Consider the following 25,143-nt stretch of genomic DNA (forward strand, 5'->3'; position numbering starts at 1 on the left):
TGAGAGCAGCAGTCACTAGGGCCCTAGTGGCGTGGTTTGAAGAAAGGACATTTGGGTTTTTGTTTACTCAAATTGCAATTATTGATTTATAGATAAATGAGGAGGAACAATGATGGCTTATGAAGATTTAAGTAAAAAGATTATCGCCGGAGTTGGCGGTAAGGATAATGTTAAGAGCGTGGTTCACTGTACAACCCGGTTGCGGTTTAAGCTCAAAGATGAAAGCGCTACCCATACTGATGAATTAAAAGATACAGATGGTGTTATTACAGTTGTTCAGTCCGGTGGTCAGTACCAAGTAGTCATTGGAAATGAAGTTGCAGACGTTTATGAAACGCTCATTCGCGTCGGTGGTTTTGCCGATGGTGGTAGTGTACCTGATGATTATGAAGACGGGGAAAAGATGAGTATCTTTGACCGGTTCATCGATTTGATTTCTGGTATTTTTACTCCGATGTTAGGTGTTTTATGTGCGGCTGGGATGATCAAAGGGTTCGTTGCGATGTTTGTCGCGTTCAATTGGTTGTCAGAGAATTCAGGAACATACAAGATTCTCTACTCGATCGGTGATGGTTTCTTCTATTTCCTACCAATTGTTTTGGGATTGACAGCAGCCAAAAAGTTTCATGTTGATCAATTTGTCGGAATGGCGATTGGGATGGCACTTTGTTATCCAAGTATCGTCGCTTTGAACAGCAGTAAAACAGTATTAAGCACGCTGTTCAGTGGCAGTATTTTTGAATCACAGATTCACGCGACTTTCTTAGGTATTCCAGTTGTGATGATGAGCTATACTTCTTCAGTAATTCCAATTATCTTGGCCGTTTGGTTTGCATCTAAAGTTCAGGCATTTGCAAAACGAATCGTGCCAACGGTAGTTAAGACGTTCTTAGTCCCATTTATTACGTTATTAATCGCAGTGCCGATTACCTTTTTAATTATTGGACCAGTTGCAAGTTGGTTAAGTGATGGTATTTCAACAGTGTGTGTTGCAATCTATAACTTCAGTCCGATCGTTGCTGGGCTTGTGATGGGTGCTTTCTGGCAAGCTTTCGTTATCTTTGGTGTTCACTGGGGGTTCGTAGCTGTTATGATGGCCAACCTAGCCTCACAAGGCTTTGACCCTATTTTAGGATTATCATTAGCCGCTTCGTTTGCCCAAACTGGAGTTGTATTAGGTATTCTATTACAAACGAAAAATCAAAAGACACGCGGTATTGCTTTACCAGCCTTTATCTCCGGTATTTTCGGTGTTACGGAGCCTGCCATTTATGGGTTAACATTGCCACGTAAGCGCCCATTTATTCTGAGTTGTGTGGCCGCTTCAATTGGTGGCGGTATTATTGGTTTTGCAGGTACAAAAATGTATATGATGGGCGGTATGGGATTATTCTCAATCCCAGCTGCGATTAATTCTAAAACTGGGGTAGACGGCTCTGTATATGGCTTAATTATTGCGATGGCCATTGCTGCAGTCCTTGGTTTTGCCCTACAAATGTTATTTGGTTACAAGAGTGTTGATAGTAATAACAAGCAAACTAAGGTCGTAGAAACTGCGGCAACGGCTGATCCTGTCATGGCCGGTGTCGTTTCATTAGAAGCGACACCAACTGGTGCAGCAACTAAAGTAGAACCAAACGTCACTTATAATGTAGCCACTAAGTTGAGTAGCCCCGAAACGGGCCAAATCATCCCACTAAGTGAAGTTAAGGATGAGGTCTTCTCATCAGGTGCAATGGGCAAAGGTGTTGCAATCGAACCAACTGATGGTGTCTTATACGCTCCAGCTGACGGCGAAGTAGCACTCGTGTTCCCAACTGGACATGCCGTTGGTTTAAACACAACAGATGGTGCTGAAATCCTGATGCATATTGGAATGGATACTGTCGAATTAGAGGGCAAAGGTTTTGAAACGCTAGTTCAAAAGGGCGAGACGGTCAAAGCTGGTCAGCCGCTAGTGAAGTTTGATATTGAAGCGATTAAGGCGGCAGGGTATCCCGTTACAACGCCAATGGTTGTGACTAATTCTAAGAACTATCATGACGTTAAACTGGCCTTTCCAGCTGCTACGGAAGTTAATGCAACTGAACCATTATTACAATTAGACTAATTAAAAGGGAGTTTTCAATTATGTATTCAAAAACAATGCCAACTGGCTTTCCAAAGAACTTTTTGTGGGGCGGCGCGACTGCTGCCAACCAAGTTGAAGGGGGTTGGAACGTTGATGGGAAGGGCCTAACAACTGCTGAAGTTGTTCAGAAGGCTACTGACCGCAAAGTAATGTCGATGAACGAGGTTACTAAAGAGAGTGTCCAAGCTGCCATTGATGATCAAACGGATAAGCTCTATCCTAAGCGCCGTGGCGTCGACTTCTATCATCACTACAAGGAAGACATTAAGCTATTTGCGGAAATGGGCTTCAAGGTATATCGCCTATCCTTAGCATGGGCTCGGATCTTTCCTAAAGGTGATGAAGTTGAACCTAATGAAGCTGGTTTGAAGTTTTATGACAATGTTTTTGCTGAATGTCACAAGTATGGTATTGAGCCCCTAGTGACCATTTCCCACTATGAAATGCCATTAAACCTAACATTAACGAATAATGGTTGGGCAAGTCGCAAGACAATTGCAGATTTCACTCGCTATACTGAAGTGCTATTCAAACGCTATAAGGGTGTTGTGAAGTATTGGCTAACTTTCAATGAAATTAACGCTTCAACTTGGGGATTTACTGGTACTGGTGCAATTGATAGTGATCTAAGCTTACATGATCAAATGCAATTACGCTACCAAGCGCTACATCATGAGTTTGTTGCAAGTGCAATTGCAGTTAAGCAGTGTCACGAGATTGATCCTGAGGCCCAAATTGGCTCAATGCTTGCGCGGATGCAAACTTATGCCAATACGCCTAATCCAGCTGATGTTCGGGCGGCCCAATTGCAAGATCAATTGAATTTGTTCTTTACTGACGTACAGGTACGTGGTGAATATCCAGAATATATGAACCGGTACTTTGCAGAAAACGGGATTGAATTAACGATGGCAGCTGGCGATGAACAATTGTTAGCTGAAGGCAAGGTCGATTACTTAAGTTTTAGTTACTATATGACGACGATTACTTCGGCGACTGATGATGTTGAACAAGCCAGTGGTAACTTATCAATGGGTGGTAAAAATCCATACTTGAAATCCAGTGCCTGGGGCTGGCAGATTGACCCAGTTGGTTTACGGATTACCTTGAACGAGTTCTGGGATCGCTATCGGGTACCATTATTCGTTGTTGAGAACGGCTTGGGTGCCGAAGATGAAATCAGCGCCGATGGTAAGATTCATGATGATTATCGGATTGACTACTTACGTCAACATATTGAACAGATGAAAGAAGCAGTCAAGGATGGTGTTGATTTGATGGGCTACACGACCTGGGGTTGCATTGATGTCATTAGTGCCGGTACATCCGAAATGTCTAAGCGGTATGGCTTCATCTATGTCGATCAAGATGATGAAGGTAATGGTAGTTTGAAGCGGATGAAGAAAGACTCATTTGACTGGTATAAGAAAGTAATTGCTTCGAATGGGGAAGATTTGGGATAGTTATTAATAATTGATATTCAGACCAATGATTGATTATACTTGTTGTAAGGGCTATCATTATTAGCTAACTAGAAAGGGTGTTGATTAAATGTCAGAGTTCCCAGAAGGATTTCTATGGGGCGGCGCGACTGCTGCCAACCAGTTAGAAGGTGGCTACCAAGAAGGTGGTCGTGGCTTATCGATTGCGGATGCGTTACCAGGTGGCAAAGACCGATTTAAAATCGTTAGTCAACCAGATTTTGACTGGACGATCGATACAGATAAGTACACCTATCCGAACCATGAAGGTATTGATTTCTATCATCATTACAAAGAAGATATTGCACTGTTTGCCGAAATGGGTTTCAAGTGTTATCGTTTCTCAATTGCATGGTCACGAATTTTTCCAAACGGTGATGAAACGCAACCTAACGAAGCCGGATTAAAGTTTTATGATGATGTGATTGACGAATGCTTGGCCAATAATATTGAACCAGTGATTACAATCTCACATTATGAATTGCCATTGAACTTGGCCAAACGGTATGGTGGCTGGAAGAACCGGTATTTGATTGAATTCTACGAAACTTTCGCGCGGACCATCTTAACGCGTTATGCTTCAAAGGTTAAGTATTGGATGACCTTCAACGAAATCAATAGTGCGGCACATTTTCCGGTGATGGGCCAAGGATTAGTGCCATCGACGGGTGCTAATGACAAAAAGAACGTTTTTCAGGCATGGCACAATCAGTTTGTGGCCAGTGCTAAGGCAGTCAAAATCGCCCACGAATTGCGAGACGATATTCAGGTTGGCTGTATGATTCTCTATGCCACTAGTTATGCTTATGATTCGAACCCAGTTAACCAGCTGGCTAATTTGCAGCATAATCAAGATTTCAACTTCTTCTGTGCGGATGTTCAAGTACGTGGAGCTTATCCGACCTATACCAAGCGACTGCTGGCTGAATATAATCTGACCTTTGATGATCTGGAGACCACGGATGGCGACTTGGCATTACTACAACAATATCCAGTTGATTATATTGGGTTTAGTTATTATATGTCGAGCGCGGTGGAAACCACGGGTAGTGTAACCGATACTGTTGCTGGTAACCTGATGGGCGGCGTCAAGAATCCATTTTTGAAGGCGAGTGACTGGGGTTGGCAGATTGACCCAACCGGGTTACGGATTGCGTTAAATGAGCTATATGATCGCTATCAGAAACCGTTGTTTGTGGTTGAAAATGGCCTAGGTGCGATTGATAAACCTGATAAGAATTTCTATGTTGAAGATGATTATCGCATTGATTATTTGAAGCAACATATTGAAGCGATGGCTGGTGCCATTGATGATGGCGTCGATTTGATGGGCTACACACCATGGGGGTGCATCGACCTTGTTAGTGCATCAACTGGCGAGATGAGTAAGCGGTATGGCTTTATTTACGTGGACCTAGATGATCAGGGCCACGGGACGTTAGCTCGCTATCCCAAGAAGTCGTTCTACTGGTATCAAGATGTGATTAAGCATAATGGGTTAGCGGAGAAATCTGAATAGTTGAAATGCAATTAGTGATATCTAACAGCGATATATCATTGCTGAGATGATATAAATTGGCATTTAACGCTTGCAATCGTTTTCCGAAACCGCTATACTAGCTAATTGTAAATAAGGATTGTTACCGCTAACATTAGCTAGTGGGCAAAACCTAATTAATCGATTGTATTCGTGATTGATAGCACGGATGCAGTGGGTTATTAGGTTTTTTTCTTTATTTAGGTATGAGAGTCGAGGAGCGTGCGCATGCGAATCAAAAAGGTTTTTAATAATAACGTCCTATTGGCTGAAAAAAATGGACGGGAAGTTGTCTTAATTGGTAAAGGAATCGGGTTCAAAAAGCATACTGGTGACGATGTTGAGCAACAACAGATTACTAAGATTTATACGCCAGAAGGAGATAATTGGATTAGTAATTTCCAAAGCTTGATGGCAGATATTGAACCGGAATATTTTGAAGTTGCTTCGCAAATTATTGAGTTGGCAGAACAACAATTGCAAACGACTTTTAATGTTTATTTGTTGATTTCGTTGACTGACCATATTCACTTTGCTGTCTATCGGCACCACCATCAGATGGATATTCATAATGAAATCTTGTGGGAAACTAAGCGAATTTATCACCGTGAGTTTCAAGTCGGTATGCAAGCATTGGCACTGATTAAAAAGCATTTTAATGTGACGTTGTTGGAAGATGAAGCTGGATTTATTGCAATGAAGTTTGTTGAGAATAGTATGGCTGACTCTAACACTGATCAAACACTTGCAATGACTAAGTTGATTAATGATATTTTGGATATTGTTAAGTATCAGCTGTCATTAACGATGCCAGATGAGAGTGTTAGTTTGCAACGATTTTTAGTTCATCTACGCTTTTTTGCGGAGCGTTTAACGCTGAAACGACCTGATCAATCCCAAGGGGCAGATGATGATTTCTTATTTGAACATTTATCTAAGCAATACCCCCGAGCCTTTGCCTGTGTCCAAAAAATCGCTGTTTTTGTGAAGAAGTCGACGGAACAGACTGTTTCGGTGAATGAGCGTATTTACTTAATCATGCACATTCAGCGGATGTTGAACGAGAATCAATAATATTTTTGGGATTGTAACTATTCGATTAGGCAAAACCCAAGTAGCAACCAGTCAACCTGTGTTTTTAGTGTTGATAACGGGCCTACTTGGGTTTTTGTCGTTTTATAAAGGGAGGAAAAAGTGTATGGATTATTCAGAATTAGCACAATCAATTCTTACCAATATTGGTGGAAAAGATAATATTAGCAAAGCATGGCACTGTGCGACCAGACTACGTTTCAACTTAAAGTCAACGGACAAAGCGAATACTGAGGCGATTGAAAACTTAGATGGTGTCATTACGGTTGTTCAAAGCGCGGGCCAGTATCAAGTTGTTATTGGTAATGCTGTGGCGCAGGTCTTTGCCGTTTTAGCAGATTTAGCAGGATTAGCAAATCCTGATACGGCGGCTGATGCAGCTACTACAACGGAAGATACGGGTGAAAAGCAAAACATCATTAATCGGTTTATTGCTTTTATCTCCGGAATCTTTACGCCGTTTTTAGGTGCTTTGGCTGGTGCTGGTATTTTGAAAGGGTTGCTAGCTTTAGCGGTTGCTTTTAATTGGATGTCAACGACTAGTGGGGCTTATAAGATTTGGTATTCTGCTGGTGATGCTATTTTTTACTTTTTACCTGTTTTTCTAGCATTTACTGCTGCTAAGCAGTTGAAGGTTAACCAATTTGTAGCGGTGTCACTTGGTGCAGCTCTGCTATACCCAACTTTAGTAACTGTTATGACGAATTCAACAACACTACATTTCTTTGGTATTCCGGTGGTTCCAACAACATACACGTCAACGGTTATCCCAATTCTGCTGGCAGTTTGGGTATTGTCGTATTTAGAGCCAGTACTGGACAAGCTATTTCCAGCGGCAATTCGGAATATTTTCACGCCCCTCTTTTCATTAATTATCATGGTGCCATTGACGCTGTTAGTTGTCGGCCCAATTGGGGGACTCATTGGTAATGGATTAGCAAGTGGTGTTATGGCAATTTATAACTTCATGCCAATTGGTGCTGGTGTTATCATGGGTGCCTTCTGGCAAGTCTTTGTTATCTTTGGTGTACATTGGACGTTCGTACCATTGATGATGAATAATATTGCTAAGATGGGTTATGACCCGTTGTTACCAATTCTTAGTGCGGCCGTATTATCACAGGCTGGTGCTGCGTTAGCTGTTTTTTTGAAGTCACGAGATCAAAAAATGAAAGCATTAGCAGGGTCTTCTTTTGTCACGGCATTGTTTGGAATTACCGAACCGACGATTTACGGGGTAACGCTTAAGTTAAAACGACCATTCTATTGTGCCGTTGTGGGTGGTGCCCTTGGTGGTGCAATTATTGGCGCCGCTGGTACGCACGCTAGCTCATTTACACTCCCTAGCTTATTAGCGGTACCAACTTTTCTAGGGCATGGGTTTATGGGTGAAGTCATTGGATTGATTGTAGCATTCTTAGGTGGTGCGATCTTAACGTACTTCTTTGGATTCGCTCGTCAACAGCAGGCTGATTACTCAGTAGTAAGTGATCAAAGTGATAACACAGTAATGGCTCCGGTTGAAGGGACAATTATTCCATTGACTAGCGTTCATGACGAAGTATTTGCGTCTGAAGCAATGGGCAAAGGATTAGCCATTGTTCCAAATAAAGGGACGGTCACAGCGCCCGTTGATGGGACAATTACGGCAGTATATCCCACTGGTCATGCGATTGGAATTACGGCCAATAGTGGTGCTGAAATTCTGATTCACATTGGTATTAATACGGTTCAATTAAATGGTCAATACTTCGAAACAATGGTTAAGCAAAACCAAGTAGTCAAACGTGGTGATTTATTAACTAAATTTGATGTGGATAAGATCAAAACGGCTGGTTACGATACAACTGTCATGGTCATTATTACGAATACGGCTGACTATCAAATGGTCAAGCCAACTGATGCGACGGAGACTAGTGATAATTGGATTTTAGAATTACAACCTAAGGAGATCATGGAAGGAGCACCAGCTAATGTATAAACCAACTTATCCTAAAACGTTCCCTAAAGACTTTTTGTGGGGCGGAGCGACAGCAGCTAATCAAGTTGAAGGTGCCTGGAATGAAGCAGGTAAAGGCCTGACAACGGCAGAAGTAGTGAAAAAAACGACGGATCGCAAGCATATGTCAATGGATGATGTAACGATATCTTCAATTCAAACGGCGCTAGATGATCAAACTGATACAATGTATCCTAAGCGTCGAGGTGTTGATTTTTATCATCATTACAAAGAAGATATCAAACTATTTGCTGAGATGGGATTTAAAGTTTATCGTTTCTCTATTGCTTGGTCGCGATTATTTCCAAAAGGTGATGAACTCAAGCCAAATTCAGATGGACTTGCTTTCTATGATCGAGTCATTGATGAATTGCGACGCTATCACATTCAACCATTAGTTACACTGTCACATTATGAAATGCCCATTGGATTAACGCTTAAGCAAAATGGGTGGGCCAGCCGGGCAACCATTGCCGATTTTAATCGGTTTACTGAAGTCGTTTTTAAACATTTTAAAGGTCGCGTTCCGTATTATTTAACTTTTAATGAAATTAATACCGGAACTTGGGGGTTTCATGCCACTGGAGCTGTTGATACTGAGAATTCGGCGCATGATCAGATGCAGTTACGTTACCAAGCGCTGCACCATCAATTTATCGCTAGTGCACTGGCTACCAAACAATTACATGCTATTGACCCGGATGCTAAGATTGGGTCAATGCTGGCAAGAATGCAAACTTACCCAGCCACACCTAATCCTGCAGATGTTCAGGCTGCTCAAGTGGAAGACGATAAGAACTTATTCTTCACGGATGTTCAAGCTCGGGGGGAATATCCAGAATTCATGAACCGTTTTTTTGCAGAGAATGATATTCAACTGCAAATGGCACCAGATGATCAGACGATTTTAGCGAAGTATCCGGTTGACTTTATTAGTTTTAGTTACTATATGACAACAGTAACTCAAGCTGATGCGCCTGAACAAGTGAACGGTAATATGGCTACTGGTGGTCGTAATCCTTACCTTGAGGAATCCGATTGGGGTTGGCAAATTGATCCGGTGGGGTTGCGAGTGACACTGAATGAGATGTGGGATCGCTATCGTAAGCCATTATTTGTTGTTGAAAATGGGCTAGGCGCTCTAGATCAATTAACAACTGATCAACAAGTGCATGATACGTATCGAATTGACTATTTACGTAAACATATTGCGCAAATGAAAGCTGCAGTTCAGGATGGCGTACAACTAATGGGCTATACGATGTGGGGGCCAATCGATTTGATTAGTTTTTCTACCTCAGAGATGTCCAAGCGATATGGTTTTATTTATGTTGACCAGGATGATGCTGGTAAAGGAAGTCTGAAACGTTATAAGAAAGATTCATTTTACTGGTACCAGAAGGTCATTAAATCTAATGGTGAAGATCTAGCTTAATTAGTTAATGATGGTGAATTTACGTGATATAAGAACTGACTTGCCGCTGGTGTGATCAACTGATGGGAAATGATACTGTTAGCATCCACCCAGTTTAAAATAGCATGTGAATTGCAGAAATTTGCTTTGATAAGTTGGATTAAACTAAAAAAGTCTATCTCGAAATTATTAAAATTTCGAGATAGACTTTTTTATAATCAGTAACATATTTTTTACTATATTCAATCCACAAACCGGAATTTACTCCAAGGTTTAATAAAGTCAAGCAGTAACAGTTCCTCAGGTGCAATCCGACCAATCCGATTCTTTCGGGGTTCACAGTGGGGTTGCAAGACGATTTGCAATTCATTTTTATAAATGCCGAAGTTATCGTTGCCTACTAATACGTCGCCACGCTGAAATTCCACATCATTATCGTGTGGACTGTTGGGCGTTTCCTTGTAGGTCACACGGGGCATGGTTGAACGGATGACATTTGGGTTAATATCGCCACGGCGAAAATGTTGTGGGGTCAAGGCAATGGTTCTTTCGATCGCATTCGTCTGAGCTTCAAATTCAATGTGAAATTGTACTTGGTACCGATTGATTGCTGATAATGCGGCCAGTTCGGCTTCACTCGCATAAGCGTTACCGATAATTACATCGTCGATTAGTCCGGAAGCGAAGAGATGCTTGGCCTGGACGGCGATTGGTAAGCGCCGATCAGCTTCCAATGTTGGCAGACCATCGTTGACGTTCCATGGCCCCATCGTACCAACCTGACTTGCCACGAAAGCGGCGGAGTGAATGCCGAACTTACGAAAACGTTCGCTACACTTAACGAAAAAGTTGTAAGGTAGTGCGGTTCCAACTTGGGGATAGAAATTATGGCAGCCATAAATAAATGGGACGTTTGCTTGGTAGCTGAGAATATTATTCAGATAATCGACGTCATTACTCATATTAAGTTCGATGATCAAGCCGTACGGATTATACGAGAGCAGCGCCTCGGTCGCGCCATCGAAACCCTCATCTAGTCGAATACCGGCGACGTGTAAATCAGCGAAAAACTTTAGATCTTTATAGGAAATTCCTAGTTGTTTAAAAATCCGTGGTGAAACGTCCAAAATCGTTTGGTAACCCAACTGATTTCCAACGTCAATGATTTTCTGGTACTTAGCTTTGGTTTCGGCGACCGTACCAGATACTTCCAGCATGCTCATAAAAATTCGAGTGAAGCCGTAGTGTTGGCCTAATTTGAGATAAGCGGCGTTTTCTTCAAAGTCGCTATGATCGGGATAAATGGATAAACCTAGTTGACGCATTGTCATGAATTAATTTCCTCCTGAGTCCACCGGTGCCAATAGATGACGGCGTGGGCGTTGTTAGTTGTAATATCGTTAAATGCAATTGTTGGTATTGACTGGTGCACTGTCGTCGTTAACGTGTCGCGGACCAGGCGATTGTGTTTTAAAACGGAACCAGAGAGGGCGACCCGTTGTGGCCGGGACTCTGCAAACCGCTGATATAAGGTAACGACTTGTTGTGCCAGTGCTTGGGCTGACGTGACTAATACCGTGATGGCTTCAGAATTTTGTTGCTCGGCCAGTTTGGCGATTAACTGTGCTAATTGAGCGTTAGTTTGTCGATCTTGAGCGTAAAATTTCTGGACGGCGGCAGCAACATCGGTAACTTTAAGTTGTGCCAATAGGGGAGCTGTTAGTTGACTAGTTTGACCGTTATCAGTCTGGGTCAGAACCAGTTTAAGTGCCCGCTTGCTAATGTCGTAGGCACTGCCTTCGTCACCTAAAACGTAACCCCAGCCGCCAACGCGCAGAAATTTCCCGGCTTGGCGGCCATAAACGACCGAGCCCGTGCCGGCAATCACTAAGGTGCCGTCTGCTCCTGCAAGACCGTTCAGTAGGGCCAGTTTTGCATCGCTTATGACCTGGGTATTAGCGTGGTAACGTTGGGTGATGGTTTGTTGGACCTGATCAGCCCGGCCAGCAGTTTCAATTCCAGCAATTCCGATTAAAATCAACCCAAGATGACTAGCTGGAATTGCGGCAGTGAGCTGGTCTAAGACAGTGGTTAAGTTAGTAACGGCAGCAGAGTAGTCTAGGACAACGTTACCAGGTCCACCCGTAACGCTTTGGACCAGATGCTCGGGGGCTGTCGTCCAAGTTTGACCAACGATGTGCGTGCCACCACAGTCAACGCCAATTAAATATGTCATTTTAGACCTCCTCATTGCAGTGCGAGTGCGTCACGAACGACACCGTGTGCGCGCTGCAAACGCTGCTCGGCGTCGCTGACAGAGACGCCAGCCAAGTTCATGACAATCGCTGTCTTAACGTTTTGATGAGCTGCAGCGAATAGTTCGCTGGCTTCATCGGCAGAAACTCCAGTGGCCAGTTCGATCATGTGTTTCGCGCGAATCACGAGTTTTTCGTTAGTTGGTTTAACGTCCACCATCAAGTTATGGTAAACTTTGCCGATCTTGGCCATCGAAATTGTCGATAGCATGTTAAGGACCATCTTTTCTGCCGTGCCAGCTTTCAAACGTGTTGAACCAGCGAGAACTTCAGGGCCGGGGGTTACTTCAATGGCAACCTGAGCGTGTTGACTGATTAGTGCCTGATTATTGCAGGCTAGACTGATCGTCGCCGCACCAATTTGTTGTGCGTAGTCCAGTGCACCGATAACATAAGGTGTGCGACCACTTGCTGCCAGGCCGACCACGGCATCATTAGCAGTTAAGGCCAGATCTTTCAAGTCTTGTGCGCCTAAATTAGGATTATCCTCAGCACCTTCAACGGCGACCGTCATAGCTTGAGCCCCGCCAGCAATGAGTCCTTGAACCATCTCTGGTTCAGTACCAAATGTTGGGACACATTCAGCAGCGTCTAAAACGCCTAGGCGACCGCTAGTACCAGCGCCCATGTAAATTAAGCGGCCGTTAGCTTTAAAGGCAGTGACGATAAGGGCAATAGCAGCGACAATTTGTGGTAGTTCGGGTGTGATGCTTTGACTGACTTTAGCGTCTTCTTGATTCATTAACTGGGCAATTGCCAGGATCGACATTTCGTCTAAGTCGTTACTGGCAGGATTACGACCCTCAGTAGTAAGTTGGTTAATATCAGATTTCAATCGTTTTCCCTCGTTTCTTAGAATATGTACAAAGAGGACTGCGGCCAATGCAGCAGTCCTCCCAGAATCATGATCATAATGGCTAATTACGGTTGGCGCTAAAGTCAGACCGATTGTCAGCAAATAAGCAATCATGTTCATTGAAAGTAGTCGTTAGTTTAAGCATACCGTAATGACAAATCCGTGTGATTTTTGTGCAAGCTATTATTCGGCAACGGCTGCTTGAGCTGCTTTTTCAGCATCGGCTTTAGCAGCGTCTTGTTCAGCCTTCAATTGGTTACGATCCCAGATCTTGAAGAATGGGTAATAGATAAAGGTGGCCACAATAATATTAATAATACATAGAACGGCTGCTCGCCAGTCCCAAGCAGTGGTCATCAACGCCCCAATTGGTCCTGGTAATGTCCATGGAACTAAAGCTACTGTCCGACTAACGAGATGTAGAACAGTTGCAGCCCAAGTGATAATCCCCATGGTTAACGGTGCGAGGACAAATGGGATTGCAAAGTATGGGTTCATGACAATTGGAACACCAAAGATAACGGGTTCGTTGATGTTGAAGATCCCTGGGATAATGGTAACCCGTCCAATTGTTTTACCGTAAGCGGACTTAGAGAAAAATGCTAATAAGATACAGAGAGACAGTGTTGCCCCAGCACCACCAATGTAGACGAACCATTGGAAAAATTGTTCAGTCATGAAGTGAGGAACCGTTGCAGCAGTTGCACCTTTGGAAATGGCAGCTAAGTTATCGTTCAGGTTTGGATACCATAATGGCCAGAAGATTGGGGTGGCTAAAGCAGCACCGTGAATCCCGAATAGCCAAACAATATCAGTTAAGAGGATTGGTACGATAACTGAAAGTAAATTGTCACGACCAAAGTAGGCTAATGGGCTGAAGACCCATTGTAGGAAAGCATTAACGTCAAAGTTCAAACCAACGTGAATGACCCAAGCACCAACGATTAAGAAAGTCGCGGGAATCAAAGCTGAGAATGAAGCTGCAACAGCCGGTGGGACTCCATCTGGTAATGTAATGACGAGGTGATGGTCGCGGCAGATCCGAGTCACTTCGGCCGTTAAAATCCCAGCGAGCATTGCTGTAAATAACCCCGCAGCCCCGAAGTGTGTTAGCGGCACCACGGTGGCAGCGGCCTTTAGTCCTAACGCTTTGAAAGCTGCTGGGGTGGTCGTAATTGGTTTAACTGCCAACAATAGAAAGACCATCACTGAGACGACCCCGGTTGAAATATGATCGAAGTGATAATCTTCAGCTAACCGACCTGCAATGGCAAACGCGGCGTAAATAGCCATAAACCCCATTGAAAAATTAATTGGAATTGCTAAACCAGCGGCATAGGGTTTAATAAAGTTTGTCCAAGCAGTAATGGGTAGTTGCGTGACGATCGTAAAGAATGAGCCAACGATGGTAACTGGAATAATGACGGCCATTCCGTCTCGAATAGCACGTAAATAACGGTTGGCTGCGATCTTACTCATGACATCAATCGTCTTATCTTTCCACGTACGTGAATTATCCATAATTCATTCATCTCCTTAACAAATTAGTAATGACAAGTTAGTGTTGAATTAAGTCCTCCCTTTTTGATTTGAGTTAACACATTAACTTGATTTCATGAGTGAGTATAGCATAATATAACAGTATAGTTAACGCTTTCATTGTTGTTAGTTAATTGACATGGGTAAATTTTGATTAAGTATAGACATTTAATGTATTAAGTTAATAATAAGGGGGGCAGCCATGAGTCGTAAAGAACCAATTTATCAAACCATTTTAAGCGCCTTGATTCTGGAATTGAACACGAACCATTTTCGAAAGAATGATCCGTTTTATAGTGAGAGTGAGCTGCGGAAGAAGTATCAAGTCAGTTCCACGACAGTCGTGCGGGTACTGAATATGTTAGCCGATCAGGGTTATATCTATCGTATTCAGGGTAAGGGCAGCTTTGTTTCCAAATTTAATCGGGGGACTGCGGTACGAATTACGGATACCCATACATACGATGTTGATGAGGAACAGGTTGCAATCTTAGTGGCCAATCAGACGACGCCACTACCAACACGGGCTAAGTTTACGGCTGAATCGACAACCTGGTATTTAGAGCGATTACGCGAAATTAGACACGCACCATTTGAATTTTCGCAGTCGTGGTATTTGGCGACGCTGATTCCTGCCACAGCAATGAAGAAGTTACGGGCCGTACATTCGATTTATGCACTAATTAGGAAACATGCGCAGCTTGATTTATCACGCCAGCCCTTTGAGCAAGAATATGCGGCGACCTGCGTTCCTAATCAACGAATTGCGGATTATTTGCACGTGAGTCTGGATACGATGGTGATTAAGATCGAACGGTGGGTATTTCAAGGGGAAGAAACGCTGGAATATACCGTTAGTTACATGTTGCCTAACTATTTTGGGCTGGCGCTAACTAGTGATTCCAAGTCGGTAGATCCTAACCGAATTCGATGATCGATGCATAAAGAGAGGAGTGGCACACAATGTCAATTCATAGCAATAACTTTTATTCCAACGTGTTACGACAGTCAGTGCAAGTCCAAGTTATCTTGCCGGAACCAGTGAACGCGGTCGGACAAATTTTACCAGACTACAGTAGTGGTGAACAGCAACTTCCAACTGTGTGGCTGTTGCATGGCTTAGGTGGGGACGCAACGTCGTGGTTACGGCGAACGGAAATCGAACTACTGGCAACGCAATACCGAGTAGCGGTCGTCATGCCGGAAACGGGGCGGGGATTTTATACGAATATGGTCCATGGTCCACGCTATTGGGATTACTTGACCCACGAGTTACCAACACGAATGCGTTATATCTTCCCGTTGTCGGCACGACCGAAAGACAATTATTTGTTGGGGAACTCCATGGGTGGCTATGGGGCATTACGTTATGCCTTTACCTATCCGCAGCGGTTTGCGGCTGTCGCGGCACTATCACCGGTGACGGATCTCAAAAGGTTTCACGTGGAACAATCGGCAATTATGCCAGACCTTGAGCTGGCTTTCTCACCAGCACAGATGCAAGGGACGCCAGCGGATTTGTCTTACTTGGTACAGCAACTGACAAACTGGGGGACGTTACGTGTTCTAATGGCGACGGGTGATCAAGATATGTTACGGTCAATGGATGAAGCCTTCAAGCCAGAGTTGGCGGCTGTGTTTAAAGACCAGTTTGAATGGCAGTTACAACCGGGTCACCATGATTGGCGGCTCTGGAATCATCAATTACCATTTGCGATGCACTGGTTAATTAAGGGAGGTTGGCGCAATGTTTAATGTTAAAGATGAGCACGGCCACTATAATTTGTGGCGGCAGACGGGATTAGCGTTATTACCGCTATTATTGGCAATTATCGCATATCCACTGCTACCTAATCGTGTCTACGTGCCAACCGCTGTCACCAGTCTGACGCCGTGGGGAATCAAGAGCAATATCTTCATTTATCCCGTCTTTTGCCTGATTCTGTGGTTCTTTATCTGGCTATTTATCTTCTTCAACCGGTTATATGAAAAAAATCTCAAGGTAACCCGCCAAAAATATCGGCCAATGGAGAACTACTATGTGTGGAGCAGCTGGGTGTTGGATATTTTGGCGACTTTGATGGTGGTGGTTCAAATCTTGGTAAGTGTTAGTCGGTGAGTGGTTTGTCAGGTGTGAAGTTGGCACTATGAGATTAACGATATTATTGAATAGTAAAATGGCTACAGATTGAGCAATCAAGTTCCTCAAACTATAGCCATTTTACTAATTTTTGTGCTGTTTTACATAGAAAACTTGCGATTTCGAATCATTAAAATGATAACGATTACAAGACTGAGCAGCGTCACGCCAGTATCGATTTCGAAAACATGTAGAACACTGACAGCTGTGTCATCAATGATGAAGCTAGAGACTAATGGACCTACAAAGAATGTCAGTGCAGTAGCAAAACTATAGTAGCCAGTCACCTTACCTTTCTCAGCTGGAAAGTATTGGCTTAGTAAAGTTAATCCTAATTGCCAAATACCTCCGGCTGCGAAGAAGCCAATTGCAATGGCAGTTAACCGAGCACCGTCAGCACTAGGGATAACCACCATTTGGAGTAATGCTAGGAACGAAATCAGAGTGTAAGCAAAGATCAACTTGATTGGCTTAATGCGAGTTACTAATGAGGAGGTAATAAAAACGGATACTAGTGAGGCCATTGCATACCATGAAATTAGTGATTTAGAGCTGTTTAGCCCCAACTTTAAGACGCTACTACCGAAGTTTGGTGCGTATTGAGAGAAAATGTAAAACGTAAATGAAAGTGTAAAACCAACAATTATTAGCAAACTACCATCAATTAACATCGAAGGCTGATTGCCACTAGGATTAATGGTTGTTTTAGGCTCGTCGCTAATTTTAGTGTGTTTTTGAGTTAATGTTTGTGGTGCGAAGCTGGCAAGTCCAATTAAGATGATATCTAAAACCATCACAACTACCATGACGACTAGTGTGATTTGAGCGTTTGGCTGAGCAGCAACAATGAACGGCAGGACGAATTGTGCAAGAGACATGGCCGCTTTTACTAACGAATTCATGCTAGCAGCTTGCTCTTGGAAAGCATCTGTCAGTGCTGGATAACTAGCTGTATCACCAAAGGAATTGGTTGCGCCCATAAAGAGTGCAGCGATGCAAGCACTGATGAGATTAGTACTAAAGAACAGGCCCATAAGAAATAGAATTTGTGCAACCATACCGATTAACATAGTTCCCTTACGCCCCAAGCGATCAGAAAGATAACCCGCAATGAGAATTGTCAATAAGCGGCCAATTCCAATCATTGCAATGACAGTTGAGAGCCCTTTAACATCAGTGTGCCATAGTGCTTGGAATTGAGTCCCGTATTGAGACACAATAATAGTAGCCATTCCTAAAATAGCATAATTTAAGTAAATTCCGGCAGCTAATGGTAAATATGTCTTATGTTTCATGGTTATATCCTGCTTTTCTTTAAGTTCCATAGTATCACCCACCAATTCTTATTTTCACAAAGTGTGCATTTTTAAACGTTATAAGCAACAAAAATGGCATTTTTAATATCCAATATAAATGTTGAAAAATCAATCAAGTAAACGGTTTATAATTATTAATATTTTTAATTGATACTAAATTCACAATCGTTGATTCACTTCAAATTTTAACACGGTCTCGAGAAGTGTCTAATAACAAAATCGCATTCAATCGATAGCTAGAAGCTATTAATCGAATGCGATTTTATTGGTTCAGAGTTAAATATTGTTAACAGAGAGTGTTTTGCTTTGATCACGAACGAAGGTGATGAACTCTTCAACAGCGGGTTGAGGTGTACGGTGCTTAAGGGTACCCATGTACAAAATTCGTTGCCATGTTGGAAATGACAATGGAATAATCTTGACTGGCATGGTTTGAAGAATAGACATATTAGGTACAACGGCAATTCCAAAACCGCTGGCCACTAAACCGGCGATGGCCTGATCTTCTTCTACGGCATATGCACTAATGGGTTGACCGCCACAGTCGTTAAATAGTTTTTGCATAATTGGATGAAGTCCACTGCGTTGCGAAAAAGTGATTTGGGGATAGGCTAATGTTTCTGCCAAATTGATACTGGAGCGGTTTGCCAGTGGGTGTGTAGTTGGTGTGATGCAAACCATAGTTTGTTCAGCGACGGGAAAAAACTCGATATCGCTAAAGTGATCCATCTTTGAGCAAAAAGCAACATCATATTTGTTGTTACGTAAACCGTTCAGAATATCTGGGGACAGGCCAGTATCAGTGTTGAATTGAAATTGGACAGCGGCATGGGGGCTTAGTTGAAGAAAACGCTGGGCAATATCTGGCAACCACTTAATACTTAGTGTTCGGAGTGCGGCAATACGAATGGGGGCTTTTTGTTGATCAAAACGTTTAATATTAGTCACACTTTTGTCGAGTAGTAGGAGTGCGGATTCGACATCACTAGCGAAAACCTTACCAGCAGGAGTTAAAGTAACACTACGTCCGGCTTTTTGAAAGAGATCAATGTTCAATTCTGCTTCTAAGGAGTGTATGGCTTTAGTTAAACTTGGTTGTGTAATATGTAACAGCTTGGCAGTTTGTGTATAGTTTTCAGTTCTTGATAATGCGACGAAGTATCGTAAATGATCCAAATTCATGATAGAAATAACCTCCCGAAGTTCATTCTGACGGGTAACGATTGATACTCAAAAGTTAACAACTACGGTTAATATAACAGAATTAATAACTTTTGGCTATGGATAGCCCCAACTAAAAGCAATTGGACGAGTCGAGTGATAGCGATTACATTTAACTTGTAAAATAAATTATGTGAATCACAAAACATGCATGTGTCGAATCCACTATTTGGAGGAAATTATTATGACAAAATCACATCCAATTACAATTAGTTCCTGGACACTTGGTGATCAATGTACATTTGAAGATCGTTGCAAAGCGGCTAGTGCTGCTGGTTACGATGGCATTGGGTTACGCGCTGAAACTTACGTGGATGCCTTGAACGAAGGGTTAACAGACGATGATATTCTCGCTATTTTGGATAAGTATAATATTCGTTGCACCGAAGTCGAATATATTGTTCAGTGGTGTGAAGCAACGCGCACATACGAACAAAAATATAAGGAACAGGCTTGCTTCCATATGTGTGAATTATTTGGTGTAAAGCATATTAATACCGGATTGATGGAAGATTATGATATTGACTATACAGCAAAGAAGTTACAAGAATTAGCAGCCCGGGCGGGTGATTTAATTATTGCATTGGAACCAATGCCTTATAGTGGCTTACCTAACTTGGACAAGACTTGGAAGATTATGCAAAAAGCCAACTGTGACAATGTATATATGTTACTAGATATGTGGCATTGGGTACGAGCCAACCAACCATATGACTTGTTGACCGAGGAACAAGCAAAGCGGGTTATTTCAATTCAAATTGATGATGCATATACTCGGCCATATGCTGATTCTATCTTACGGGATGAATCAATGCATGATCGGTTGGCTCCAGGTGCTGGTGATTTGGATACCGCTGGGTTTGTCAAGATGATAAAAGATGCAGGTGTTGATCCTAAGGTGATTGGTGTCGAAGTAATCTCTGATCAATACATGGCTAAGGGTATTGATTACGTTGCGGATTACACCTATAAGCAGACTGTGTCTGTTTTAAAGGAAGCGTGGCCTGAAATTTTAAAAGACCCAGTTCAAGCTTAGATATTTGATTATAAGGAGTGATTATTAATGAATAATAATTGGTTAGGATTAACGGATAAAGTTGTTGCAATTACGGGTGCTGTTGGTGGTATGGGTACCAAGTTCTGTGAAGAGTTTGCTAAGCAGGGTGCCAAAATTGTCTTGATTGATATGATTGCGGATAAAACCGAAGCGTACGCAAAGAAATTGACAGAAAAGTATGGCGTTGAAACGTTGGCCGTTAAGTGCAATACGACTAACGAAGAGGAAGTTGATGCTGCTGTTAAGGCCGTGACTGATAAGTTTGGTGAAGTCGATGTGCTAGTTAATACGGCTGCTATTTTACGCTTCTCACCACTTGAAGACTTGCGTTTGGATGAATGGCAAGCTGCCTTGAATGTTAACTTAACGGGTTACTTCTTAATGTCACAACGGTTTGGTCGCGTCATGATTCAACAGAAACATGGTGCGATGGTACACATCTCAACCGTAGCGTCACGTTATCCTGAAACATATAGTGGGGCCTATAGTACAACTAAAGCAGCGGTTAATATGATGTCTAAGCAAATGGCTGCTGAATGGGGACAGTATGGTGTTCGGAGTAACTGTGTCTTACCTTGTCTGGTTAAGACGCCGTTATCTGAGAACTTTTACAGTGATCCTAAAGTTGAAGAGGGCCGTGAGCGGTTAGTGGCTAGTCGCCGCATTGGGACTTTGGATGATATTGCTAATACGGTCTTATTCATGGCTAGTGACCGTTCTGACTACACTAATGGTGGTGAAGTGACCGTTGATGGTGGTTTGAATATGATGATTTCTGACATGATTCCAAAGCCAGGTGGTCGTCGTCAATACGCGATTGATCATCATCAACCAGCGAAAAAATAGAAATTAATTCAGTTACATGAACTCGTGGATGAGACTGGGACGACTGTCTCGGTCTCTTTCTTTATTAATTAAGAGGAGATAACAATTATGGAAAAACGAATTTCAGGTACCACTGGTTTATTTACCTTACTAGGCTCTCCAGTAGGTCATTCAGGTTCACCGGCAATGTATAACTTTAGCTTTCAAGAGCAAGGATTAGACTATGCATATTTAGCTTTTGATGTTAAAAAAGCACAAATGCCAGAAGCGATTGATGCATTACGATTATTTAAGGTTCGCGGTAGCAACGTAACGATGCCATGTAAGGGCGTTGCCGCAACACTTGTTGATGAGTTGTCACCGGCCGCAAAGATTGTGGGGGCTATTAATGTCATTGTTAACGATAATGGTAAGTTGACAGGTCATATTACGGATGGTATTGGTTTTGTACGCAATCTGAAAGAGAACGGTGTAGATATTGCTGGTAAAAAGCTAGTCGTGATTGGTGCTGGTGGTGCTGCTACGGCGCTACAAGTTCAATGTGCATTAGATGGTGCTAAATCATTGGCTATTTTTAACCGTGAGGACGACTTTTATGCGAATGCCGAAAACACTCAAAAGAAGATTAAGGAAGCAAAGCCAGAAGTCGACGTTAACGTCTATCATCTAGAAGACCAAGACAAGTTAAAAGCTGAGATTGAGAAGGCTGATATTCTGGTTAACGCTACTATTGTTGGTATGAAGCCGCTGGACGGTCAATCATTAGTCGATCCAAGCTATTTACGTTCAGACTTGGTTGTTGCGGATACTGTTTACAACCCCCTAAAGACCAAGTTAATTGAAGACGCCGAGGCATTAGGATGCACGGTAGCGCCGGGGAAAGGCATGTTATTGTGGCAAGGTGATGCAGCATACACACTCTTTACAGGTAAGGCTATGCCAACGGCCGAATATCAAGCCTACGAGGCACGTCAAGCAGCTAAGCAGCATTAGAAAGGGGCAATAAAAAGATGGAAGCACGAATTGATGGACACACAACTATGCTAGGCCTTTTCGGCTCGCCGGTTGGCCATTCAGGCTCACCAGCAATGTATAACTACAGTTTTGAAAAGGCAGGTATTAATGATGCATACCTGGCTTTTGACATTCAGGCTGATGAAATGGCCAGTGCGTTAACTAAAATGCGCGTTTTAAATATGCGTGGTGCTAACGTAACGATGCCTTGTAAAAAGGTTGCTGCAGAATTAGTTGATGAATTGTCACCAGCTGCAGAATTAATCGGTGCTGTGAATACGATTGTCAATAATGATGGCGTGTTAGTTGGTCATAATACGGACGGTGCGGGCTATGTTGAAAATCTACGCCAGCATGGTGTTGACCCACAGGGAAAGCGCCTTACGGTGTTAGGTGCTGGTGGTGCTGCTACAGCAATTGCCGTTCAAATGGCACTAGATGGCGCTCAGGCGATTCATATCTTTAATCCTAAGGACTCGTTTTATCAAAATGCTGAGTTAACGGCTCAAAAGATCATGGATAAAGTTCCCGCATGCCAAGTTACTGTAGGCGATATTAATGACCAGGAAGTCTTGACACAAGCAATTGCACAAAGTGATATTTTGGCTAACGCAACCAAGGCCGGTATGGCACCGAATGTTGAACAAACTAATATTAAGGATATGACCGTTTTTCGTTCTGATTTAGTTGTGACAGATACTGTTTATAATCCTGCTACCACAAAAATGTTAGCAGATGCAGCTGAACATGGAAGCAAAACAATTGGCGGTAAGGGGATGCTGGTTTGGCAAGGTGCCGCAGCGTTCAAATTGTACACAGGCCAAGAAATGCCCGTTGAAGAAGTAACGCAACGGTTCTTCTCAGATGATGGGGGACGTTAAGATGACAAGTAACACAAATTCAAACCGTAAATATTATGTAACAGCATTGGCATTGTACTTTGCTTACTTTATTTTAGGAATTGCCTCTTCAATAATGGGACAGTATAAAACTGAGTTTGCAAAGGCGTGGGGCGCATCCACGCTGGCTAACGGAACCATTGATGTTAGTATGGTAGTTTCTGTCATTGCTGCCTATGGTCTGGGACGGCTGATTGCTTACCCATTTGCTGGTCCAGTCTCTGATAGGATTGGGCGTCGTATCAGTGGTTTCATTGGAATTGCGTTGTACGCCGTATTCTTTTTTGGGATGATCACAGTTCACAGCATGTGGTGGGCGTATGCTATTGGTATTATTAACGGGATTGCTAATTCGTTCTTGGATACTTGTGTGTCACCAAGTGTGATGGAAATCTTTCCTAAATCGGCCTCAATTGCAAATCTATTTACAAAGTTTGCCATAACGGTTGCTCAGTTTGTATTGCCGTTCGTTATTGGTTTGGTTGCTAGTGCTCAAATGTCATATCGAGTCATTTTTATCGGGTGTGGAATTTTAATGATTGCTGATGCAATCTTAGTTCTGGTTTTACCATTTCCTAAGCAAGATAAAGCAACTGCTGAGGCTAAAACGACTACTGACAAACCGAAGCATCGTTTCACACCAGCTGCGATTGCATCAATTTTAATTGGTTTTACTAGTTCAGCGACGTTTATGATTTGGTTGAATTGCAATCAAGAGCTAGGAGCTAGTTACGGAATCAAAGACCCCAGTATCCTGCAATCATTTTATGCGGTTGGTGCAACGGTAGCGGTCTTATTAACTGCTCAGTTTATCCATATGGGGCTGAAAGAGACGACCGTATTAGTACTATATCCAAGTATTTCAATCGTCATGTTAATGTTATGTTATTTCATTAATAATCCAGTCATTCTCTATATTGGTAGTTTTGTTATTGGTTACGCTGCTGCTGGTGGGGTACTACAATTGGCGACCTCTACGACCATTGGTTTCTTTCCAGATAGTAAAGGTCTAGCGACATCCCTTGTAATGATTGCCTCAAGCGTGGCTAATTATGCTGTATTATCAGCTGCGGCATACTTGACAAAAGTTACCGGTGCTGATGCGCCACGGATGATAATTCTAATGAACATTGTGATTACGTTAATTGGGGTTGGTTTAGCATTGATTGTGAAACATGGTGGTCGGTCAACACGTACGTCGGCTGCTTCCGGTGTTGAAAGTTAATTAAAAATTGCGCCTTCAATAAAGGCGCAATTTTTAGATTGATCGTTCTTGATTAGTGTAATGTTGCCAACAATAACTGCGAATAAACTCTTGGAAACGGTGGACGGCAGGTGTAATAAAACCACTGCGACGAACGACTAAGTAAATTTGATGTTGTAATGGCTGATCAGCTAAGTGTTTGATTTGAACACGCTCGGGATTTAAAAGTGGTAAGTAGGGCATTAACGCAACACCCATATTGTAACGAACAAACCCAGCCATAGTATGATCTTCTTCTACTTCATAAGCTACCTTGGGCTGAACGTGGGCTGCTGATAGGATTTGGTCGATTAATGGTCGCAAGCCGCTATTCTGTGAAAATAAGATCATTGGATAAGGTGCTAGGTCTTCAACGTGTAGCGGATTTTTTTGTACCGCGGGATGATCATTTGGAACAACTGCAACAATTTCTTGTTGAACTAGTGGGATAAAGTCAAAGAGATGGGCAGTTAGCTGCTCACCCAGTCTATCGACGTTAGAGGCTAGAACGATGTCGTATTTTTCATCGGCTAGTGCTTGCAGGAGCACACCGGAGTTTCCTTGACCAAGCTCAAAAGTAATTGCTTGATTTTCGCTTTGATTTTTGAAATGGGACAGTAACTCAGGAACTAGTTGCTGTCCAAGGGTGTAGGTAAATCCTAATTTAACATGACCGGTATCTGGATCCATAAGTTGTTTGACGAGTTCGTTGCCTTGTGATAAATCATTTAAAGTAGCAGTGACGTATTTCAAATAAACACCGCCAATTGATGTTAACTTGATATTACGGCCATCTGCTTCAAAAAGTGGAACACCCAATTCGTGTTCGAGTTTTTTGATGGCATAACTCAACGAAGGCTGTGAGATACCTAAGTTTTCGGCAGCCTTTGCCATATGTTGTGTTCGAGCTAGCTCTTTGAAAAAAACTAAATGTCTTAAATTCATGAGGAATGCTCCTTTACTCATAGATAACTTTGATGATTTAAACAACTCATCCATATTTATTATATTAAACTAATTTGCTAACATAACAAGTGAATTGAGTAACAAACAGACAAAAATAA

The 25,143-nt window shown here is 42.6% G+C and carries 21 protein-coding genes; 14 read left to right on the forward strand and 7 right to left on the reverse strand.

From position 1 onward, the window contains the following. Positions 1–112: 112 nt before the first annotated feature. From ACWQAU_RS02585 to ACWQAU_RS02610, 6 genes are all read left to right on the forward strand, one after another. Positions 113–2,110, forward strand: a complete 1,998-nt coding sequence (locus ACWQAU_RS02585) for a beta-glucoside-specific PTS transporter subunit IIABC (RefSeq protein WP_027821624.1) — start codon at positions 113–115, stop codon at positions 2,108–2,110. Positions 2,111–2,130: 20 nt separating this feature from the next. Further along, the gene (locus ACWQAU_RS02590; RefSeq protein ID WP_027821625.1) at positions 2,131–3,594 is read left to right on the forward strand and encodes a glycoside hydrolase family 1 protein; all 1,464 of its coding nucleotides are present in this window, start codon (positions 2,131–2,133) and stop codon (positions 3,592–3,594) included. 88 nt (positions 3,595–3,682) lie between these two features. Next, positions 3,683–5,131 carry a glycoside hydrolase family 1 protein gene (locus ACWQAU_RS02595; RefSeq protein WP_013356042.1) on the forward strand — a complete coding sequence of 483 codons (1,449 nt, stop codon included), beginning with the start codon at positions 3,683–3,685 and terminating at the stop codon, positions 5,129–5,131. A 246-nt stretch (positions 5,132–5,377) separates the two neighbouring features. After that, the gene (locus ACWQAU_RS02600; RefSeq protein WP_027821626.1) at positions 5,378–6,223 is read left to right on the forward strand and encodes a PRD domain-containing protein; all 846 of its coding nucleotides are present in this window, start codon (positions 5,378–5,380) and stop codon (positions 6,221–6,223) included. A gap of 124 nt (positions 6,224–6,347) precedes the next feature. Then, positions 6,348–8,222 carry a beta-glucoside-specific PTS transporter subunit IIABC gene (locus tag ACWQAU_RS02605; protein WP_027821627.1) on the forward strand — a complete coding sequence of 625 codons (1,875 nt, stop codon included), beginning with the start codon at positions 6,348–6,350 and terminating at the stop codon, positions 8,220–8,222. Next, on the forward strand, positions 8,215–9,675 hold the full coding sequence (locus ACWQAU_RS02610; RefSeq protein ID WP_015641116.1) for a glycoside hydrolase family 1 protein: 1,461 nt from the start codon (positions 8,215–8,217) through the stop codon (positions 9,673–9,675). Before ACWQAU_RS02605 ends, ACWQAU_RS02610 begins: the two co-directional genes overlap by 8 nt. Positions 9,676–9,896: 221 nt before the next feature. On the opposite strand, the gene ACWQAU_RS02615 is transcribed toward ACWQAU_RS02610, so the two are convergent. The 4 genes from ACWQAU_RS02615 to ACWQAU_RS02630 form a co-directional block, all read right to left on the reverse strand. Beyond that, complete coding sequence (locus ACWQAU_RS02615; protein ID WP_003643089.1) at positions 9,897–10,985, reverse strand: DUF871 domain-containing protein; 1,089 nt, start codon at positions 10,983–10,985, stop codon at positions 9,897–9,899. Beyond that, on the reverse strand, positions 10,982–11,890 hold the full coding sequence (locus tag ACWQAU_RS02620; RefSeq protein ID WP_021356546.1) for an N-acetylglucosamine kinase: 909 nt from the start codon (positions 11,888–11,890) through the stop codon (positions 10,982–10,984). The genes ACWQAU_RS02615 and ACWQAU_RS02620 overlap by 4 nt, the downstream gene beginning before the upstream one ends. An 11-nt stretch (positions 11,891–11,901) precedes the next feature. Beyond that, complete coding sequence (gene murQ / locus ACWQAU_RS02625) at positions 11,902–12,804, reverse strand: N-acetylmuramic acid 6-phosphate etherase (RefSeq protein ID WP_033608022.1); 903 nt, start codon at positions 12,802–12,804, stop codon at positions 11,902–11,904. A gap of 204 nt (positions 12,805–13,008) precedes the next feature. Then, a complete protein-coding gene (locus tag ACWQAU_RS02630; protein ID WP_003643568.1) occupies positions 13,009–14,346 on the reverse strand; it encodes a PTS sugar transporter subunit IIC in 1,338 nt (445 codons plus the stop codon). Positions 14,347–14,566: 220 nt separating this feature from the next. On the opposite strand from ACWQAU_RS02630, the gene ACWQAU_RS02635 reads away from it, so the two are divergent. From ACWQAU_RS02635 to ACWQAU_RS02645, 3 genes are read left to right on the forward strand one after another with little or no spacing between them, the layout of a single operon-like run. Next, on the forward strand, positions 14,567–15,298 hold the full coding sequence (locus ACWQAU_RS02635; protein WP_003643084.1) for a GntR family transcriptional regulator: 732 nt from the start codon (positions 14,567–14,569) through the stop codon (positions 15,296–15,298). A 29-nt stretch (positions 15,299–15,327) separates the two neighbouring features. Then, a complete protein-coding gene (locus ACWQAU_RS02640) occupies positions 15,328–16,119 on the forward strand; it encodes an alpha/beta hydrolase (RefSeq protein ID WP_027821630.1) in 792 nt (263 codons plus the stop codon). Continuing rightward, positions 16,112–16,483 carry a hypothetical protein gene (locus ACWQAU_RS02645; protein ID WP_003643082.1) on the forward strand — a complete coding sequence of 124 codons (372 nt, stop codon included), beginning with the start codon at positions 16,112–16,114 and terminating at the stop codon, positions 16,481–16,483. Before ACWQAU_RS02640 ends, ACWQAU_RS02645 begins: the two co-directional genes overlap by 8 nt. Before the next feature lie 122 nt (positions 16,484–16,605). Here the strand turns inward: ACWQAU_RS02645 and ACWQAU_RS02650 are convergent, their stop codons facing one another. Both ACWQAU_RS02650 and ACWQAU_RS02655 read right to left on the reverse strand, forming a co-directional pair. Further along, positions 16,606–17,829, reverse strand: coding sequence for an MFS transporter (locus tag ACWQAU_RS02650; RefSeq protein WP_003643081.1), 1,224 nt, complete (start codon positions 17,827–17,829; stop codon positions 16,606–16,608). Positions 17,830–18,096: 267 nt separating this feature from the next. Beyond that, complete coding sequence (locus ACWQAU_RS02655) at positions 18,097–19,002, reverse strand: LysR family transcriptional regulator (RefSeq protein WP_003643080.1); 906 nt, start codon at positions 19,000–19,002, stop codon at positions 18,097–18,099. Positions 19,003–19,225: 223 nt separating this feature from the next. Between ACWQAU_RS02655 and ACWQAU_RS02660 the strand changes: the two genes are divergently transcribed. The 5 genes from ACWQAU_RS02660 (at position 19,226) to ACWQAU_RS02680 (ending at position 24,061) form a co-directional block, all read left to right on the forward strand. Beyond that, positions 19,226–20,077: a sugar phosphate isomerase/epimerase family protein gene (locus ACWQAU_RS02660; protein ID WP_011102192.1), complete on the forward strand. Its 852-nt coding sequence runs from the start codon at positions 19,226–19,228 to the stop codon at positions 20,075–20,077. Positions 20,078–20,104: 27 nt separating this feature from the next. Next, on the forward strand, positions 20,105–20,944 hold the full coding sequence (locus tag ACWQAU_RS02665; RefSeq protein WP_003643078.1) for an SDR family NAD(P)-dependent oxidoreductase: 840 nt from the start codon (positions 20,105–20,107) through the stop codon (positions 20,942–20,944). 87 nt (positions 20,945–21,031) lie between these two features. After that, positions 21,032–21,916, forward strand: a complete 885-nt coding sequence (locus tag ACWQAU_RS02670) for a shikimate dehydrogenase (protein WP_003643077.1) — start codon at positions 21,032–21,034, stop codon at positions 21,914–21,916. 17 nt (positions 21,917–21,933) lie between these two features. Further along, positions 21,934–22,818 (forward strand): shikimate dehydrogenase, encoded by an 885-nt coding sequence (gene aroE / locus ACWQAU_RS02675; RefSeq protein WP_011102190.1) that lies wholly within the window; start codon positions 21,934–21,936, stop codon positions 22,816–22,818. 1 nt (position 22,819) lies between these two features. Beyond that, entirely contained in the window at positions 22,820–24,061 is a 1,242-nt protein-coding gene (locus ACWQAU_RS02680) for an MFS transporter (RefSeq protein ID WP_003643564.1), read from the forward strand. Between the two features lie 33 nt (positions 24,062–24,094). Here the strand turns inward: ACWQAU_RS02680 and ACWQAU_RS02685 are convergent, their stop codons facing one another. Then, a complete protein-coding gene (locus tag ACWQAU_RS02685; protein ID WP_003643563.1) occupies positions 24,095–25,024 on the reverse strand; it encodes a LysR family transcriptional regulator in 930 nt (309 codons plus the stop codon). Positions 25,025–25,143 lie beyond the last annotated feature (119 nt).

Source organism: Lactiplantibacillus sp. 3062 (genome assembly GCF_055413545.1).

Excerpts from the sequence above, each read along its gene's own strand:
- ACWQAU_RS02645 (WP_003643082.1), top strand. The coding sequence starts at position 16,112 with ATGTTTAATGTTAAAGATGAGCACGGCCACTATAATTTGTGGCGGCAG.
- ACWQAU_RS02585 (WP_027821624.1), top strand. The coding sequence starts at position 113 with ATGGCTTATGAAGATTTAAGTAAAAAGATTATCGCCGGAGTTGGCGGT.
- ACWQAU_RS02605 (WP_027821627.1), top strand. The coding sequence starts at position 6,348 with ATGGATTATTCAGAATTAGCACAATCAATTCTTACCAATATTGGTGGA.
- ACWQAU_RS02665 (WP_003643078.1), top strand. The coding sequence starts at position 20,105 with ATGAATAATAATTGGTTAGGATTAACGGATAAAGTTGTTGCAATTACG.
- aroE (WP_011102190.1), top strand. The coding sequence starts at position 21,934 with ATGGAAGCACGAATTGATGGACACACAACTATGCTAGGCCTTTTCGGC.
- ACWQAU_RS02660 (WP_011102192.1), top strand. The coding sequence starts at position 19,226 with ATGACAAAATCACATCCAATTACAATTAGTTCCTGGACACTTGGTGAT.
- ACWQAU_RS02640 (WP_027821630.1), top strand. The coding sequence starts at position 15,328 with ATGTCAATTCATAGCAATAACTTTTATTCCAACGTGTTACGACAGTCA.
- ACWQAU_RS02615 (WP_003643089.1), bottom strand. The coding sequence starts at position 10,985 with ATGACAATGCGTCAACTAGGTTTATCCATTTATCCCGATCATAGCGAC.
- ACWQAU_RS02630 (WP_003643568.1), bottom strand. The coding sequence starts at position 14,346 with ATGGATAATTCACGTACGTGGAAAGATAAGACGATTGATGTCATGAGT.
- ACWQAU_RS02610 (WP_015641116.1), top strand. The coding sequence starts at position 8,215 with ATGTATAAACCAACTTATCCTAAAACGTTCCCTAAAGACTTTTTGTGG.
- ACWQAU_RS02600 (WP_027821626.1), top strand. The coding sequence starts at position 5,378 with ATGCGAATCAAAAAGGTTTTTAATAATAACGTCCTATTGGCTGAAAAA.
- ACWQAU_RS02680 (WP_003643564.1), top strand. The coding sequence starts at position 22,820 with ATGACAAGTAACACAAATTCAAACCGTAAATATTATGTAACAGCATTG.
- ACWQAU_RS02685 (WP_003643563.1), bottom strand. The coding sequence starts at position 25,024 with ATGAATTTAAGACATTTAGTTTTTTTCAAAGAGCTAGCTCGAACACAA.
- ACWQAU_RS02595 (WP_013356042.1), top strand. The coding sequence starts at position 3,683 with ATGTCAGAGTTCCCAGAAGGATTTCTATGGGGCGGCGCGACTGCTGCC.
- ACWQAU_RS02670 (WP_003643077.1), top strand. The coding sequence starts at position 21,032 with ATGGAAAAACGAATTTCAGGTACCACTGGTTTATTTACCTTACTAGGC.
- ACWQAU_RS02650 (WP_003643081.1), bottom strand. The coding sequence starts at position 17,829 with ATGGAACTTAAAGAAAAGCAGGATATAACCATGAAACATAAGACATAT.
- ACWQAU_RS02590 (WP_027821625.1), top strand. The coding sequence starts at position 2,131 with ATGTATTCAAAAACAATGCCAACTGGCTTTCCAAAGAACTTTTTGTGG.
- ACWQAU_RS02655 (WP_003643080.1), bottom strand. The coding sequence starts at position 19,002 with ATGAATTTGGATCATTTACGATACTTCGTCGCATTATCAAGAACTGAA.
- ACWQAU_RS02620 (WP_021356546.1), bottom strand. The coding sequence starts at position 11,890 with ATGACATATTTAATTGGCGTTGACTGTGGTGGCACGCACATCGTTGGT.
- ACWQAU_RS02635 (WP_003643084.1), top strand. The coding sequence starts at position 14,567 with ATGAGTCGTAAAGAACCAATTTATCAAACCATTTTAAGCGCCTTGATT.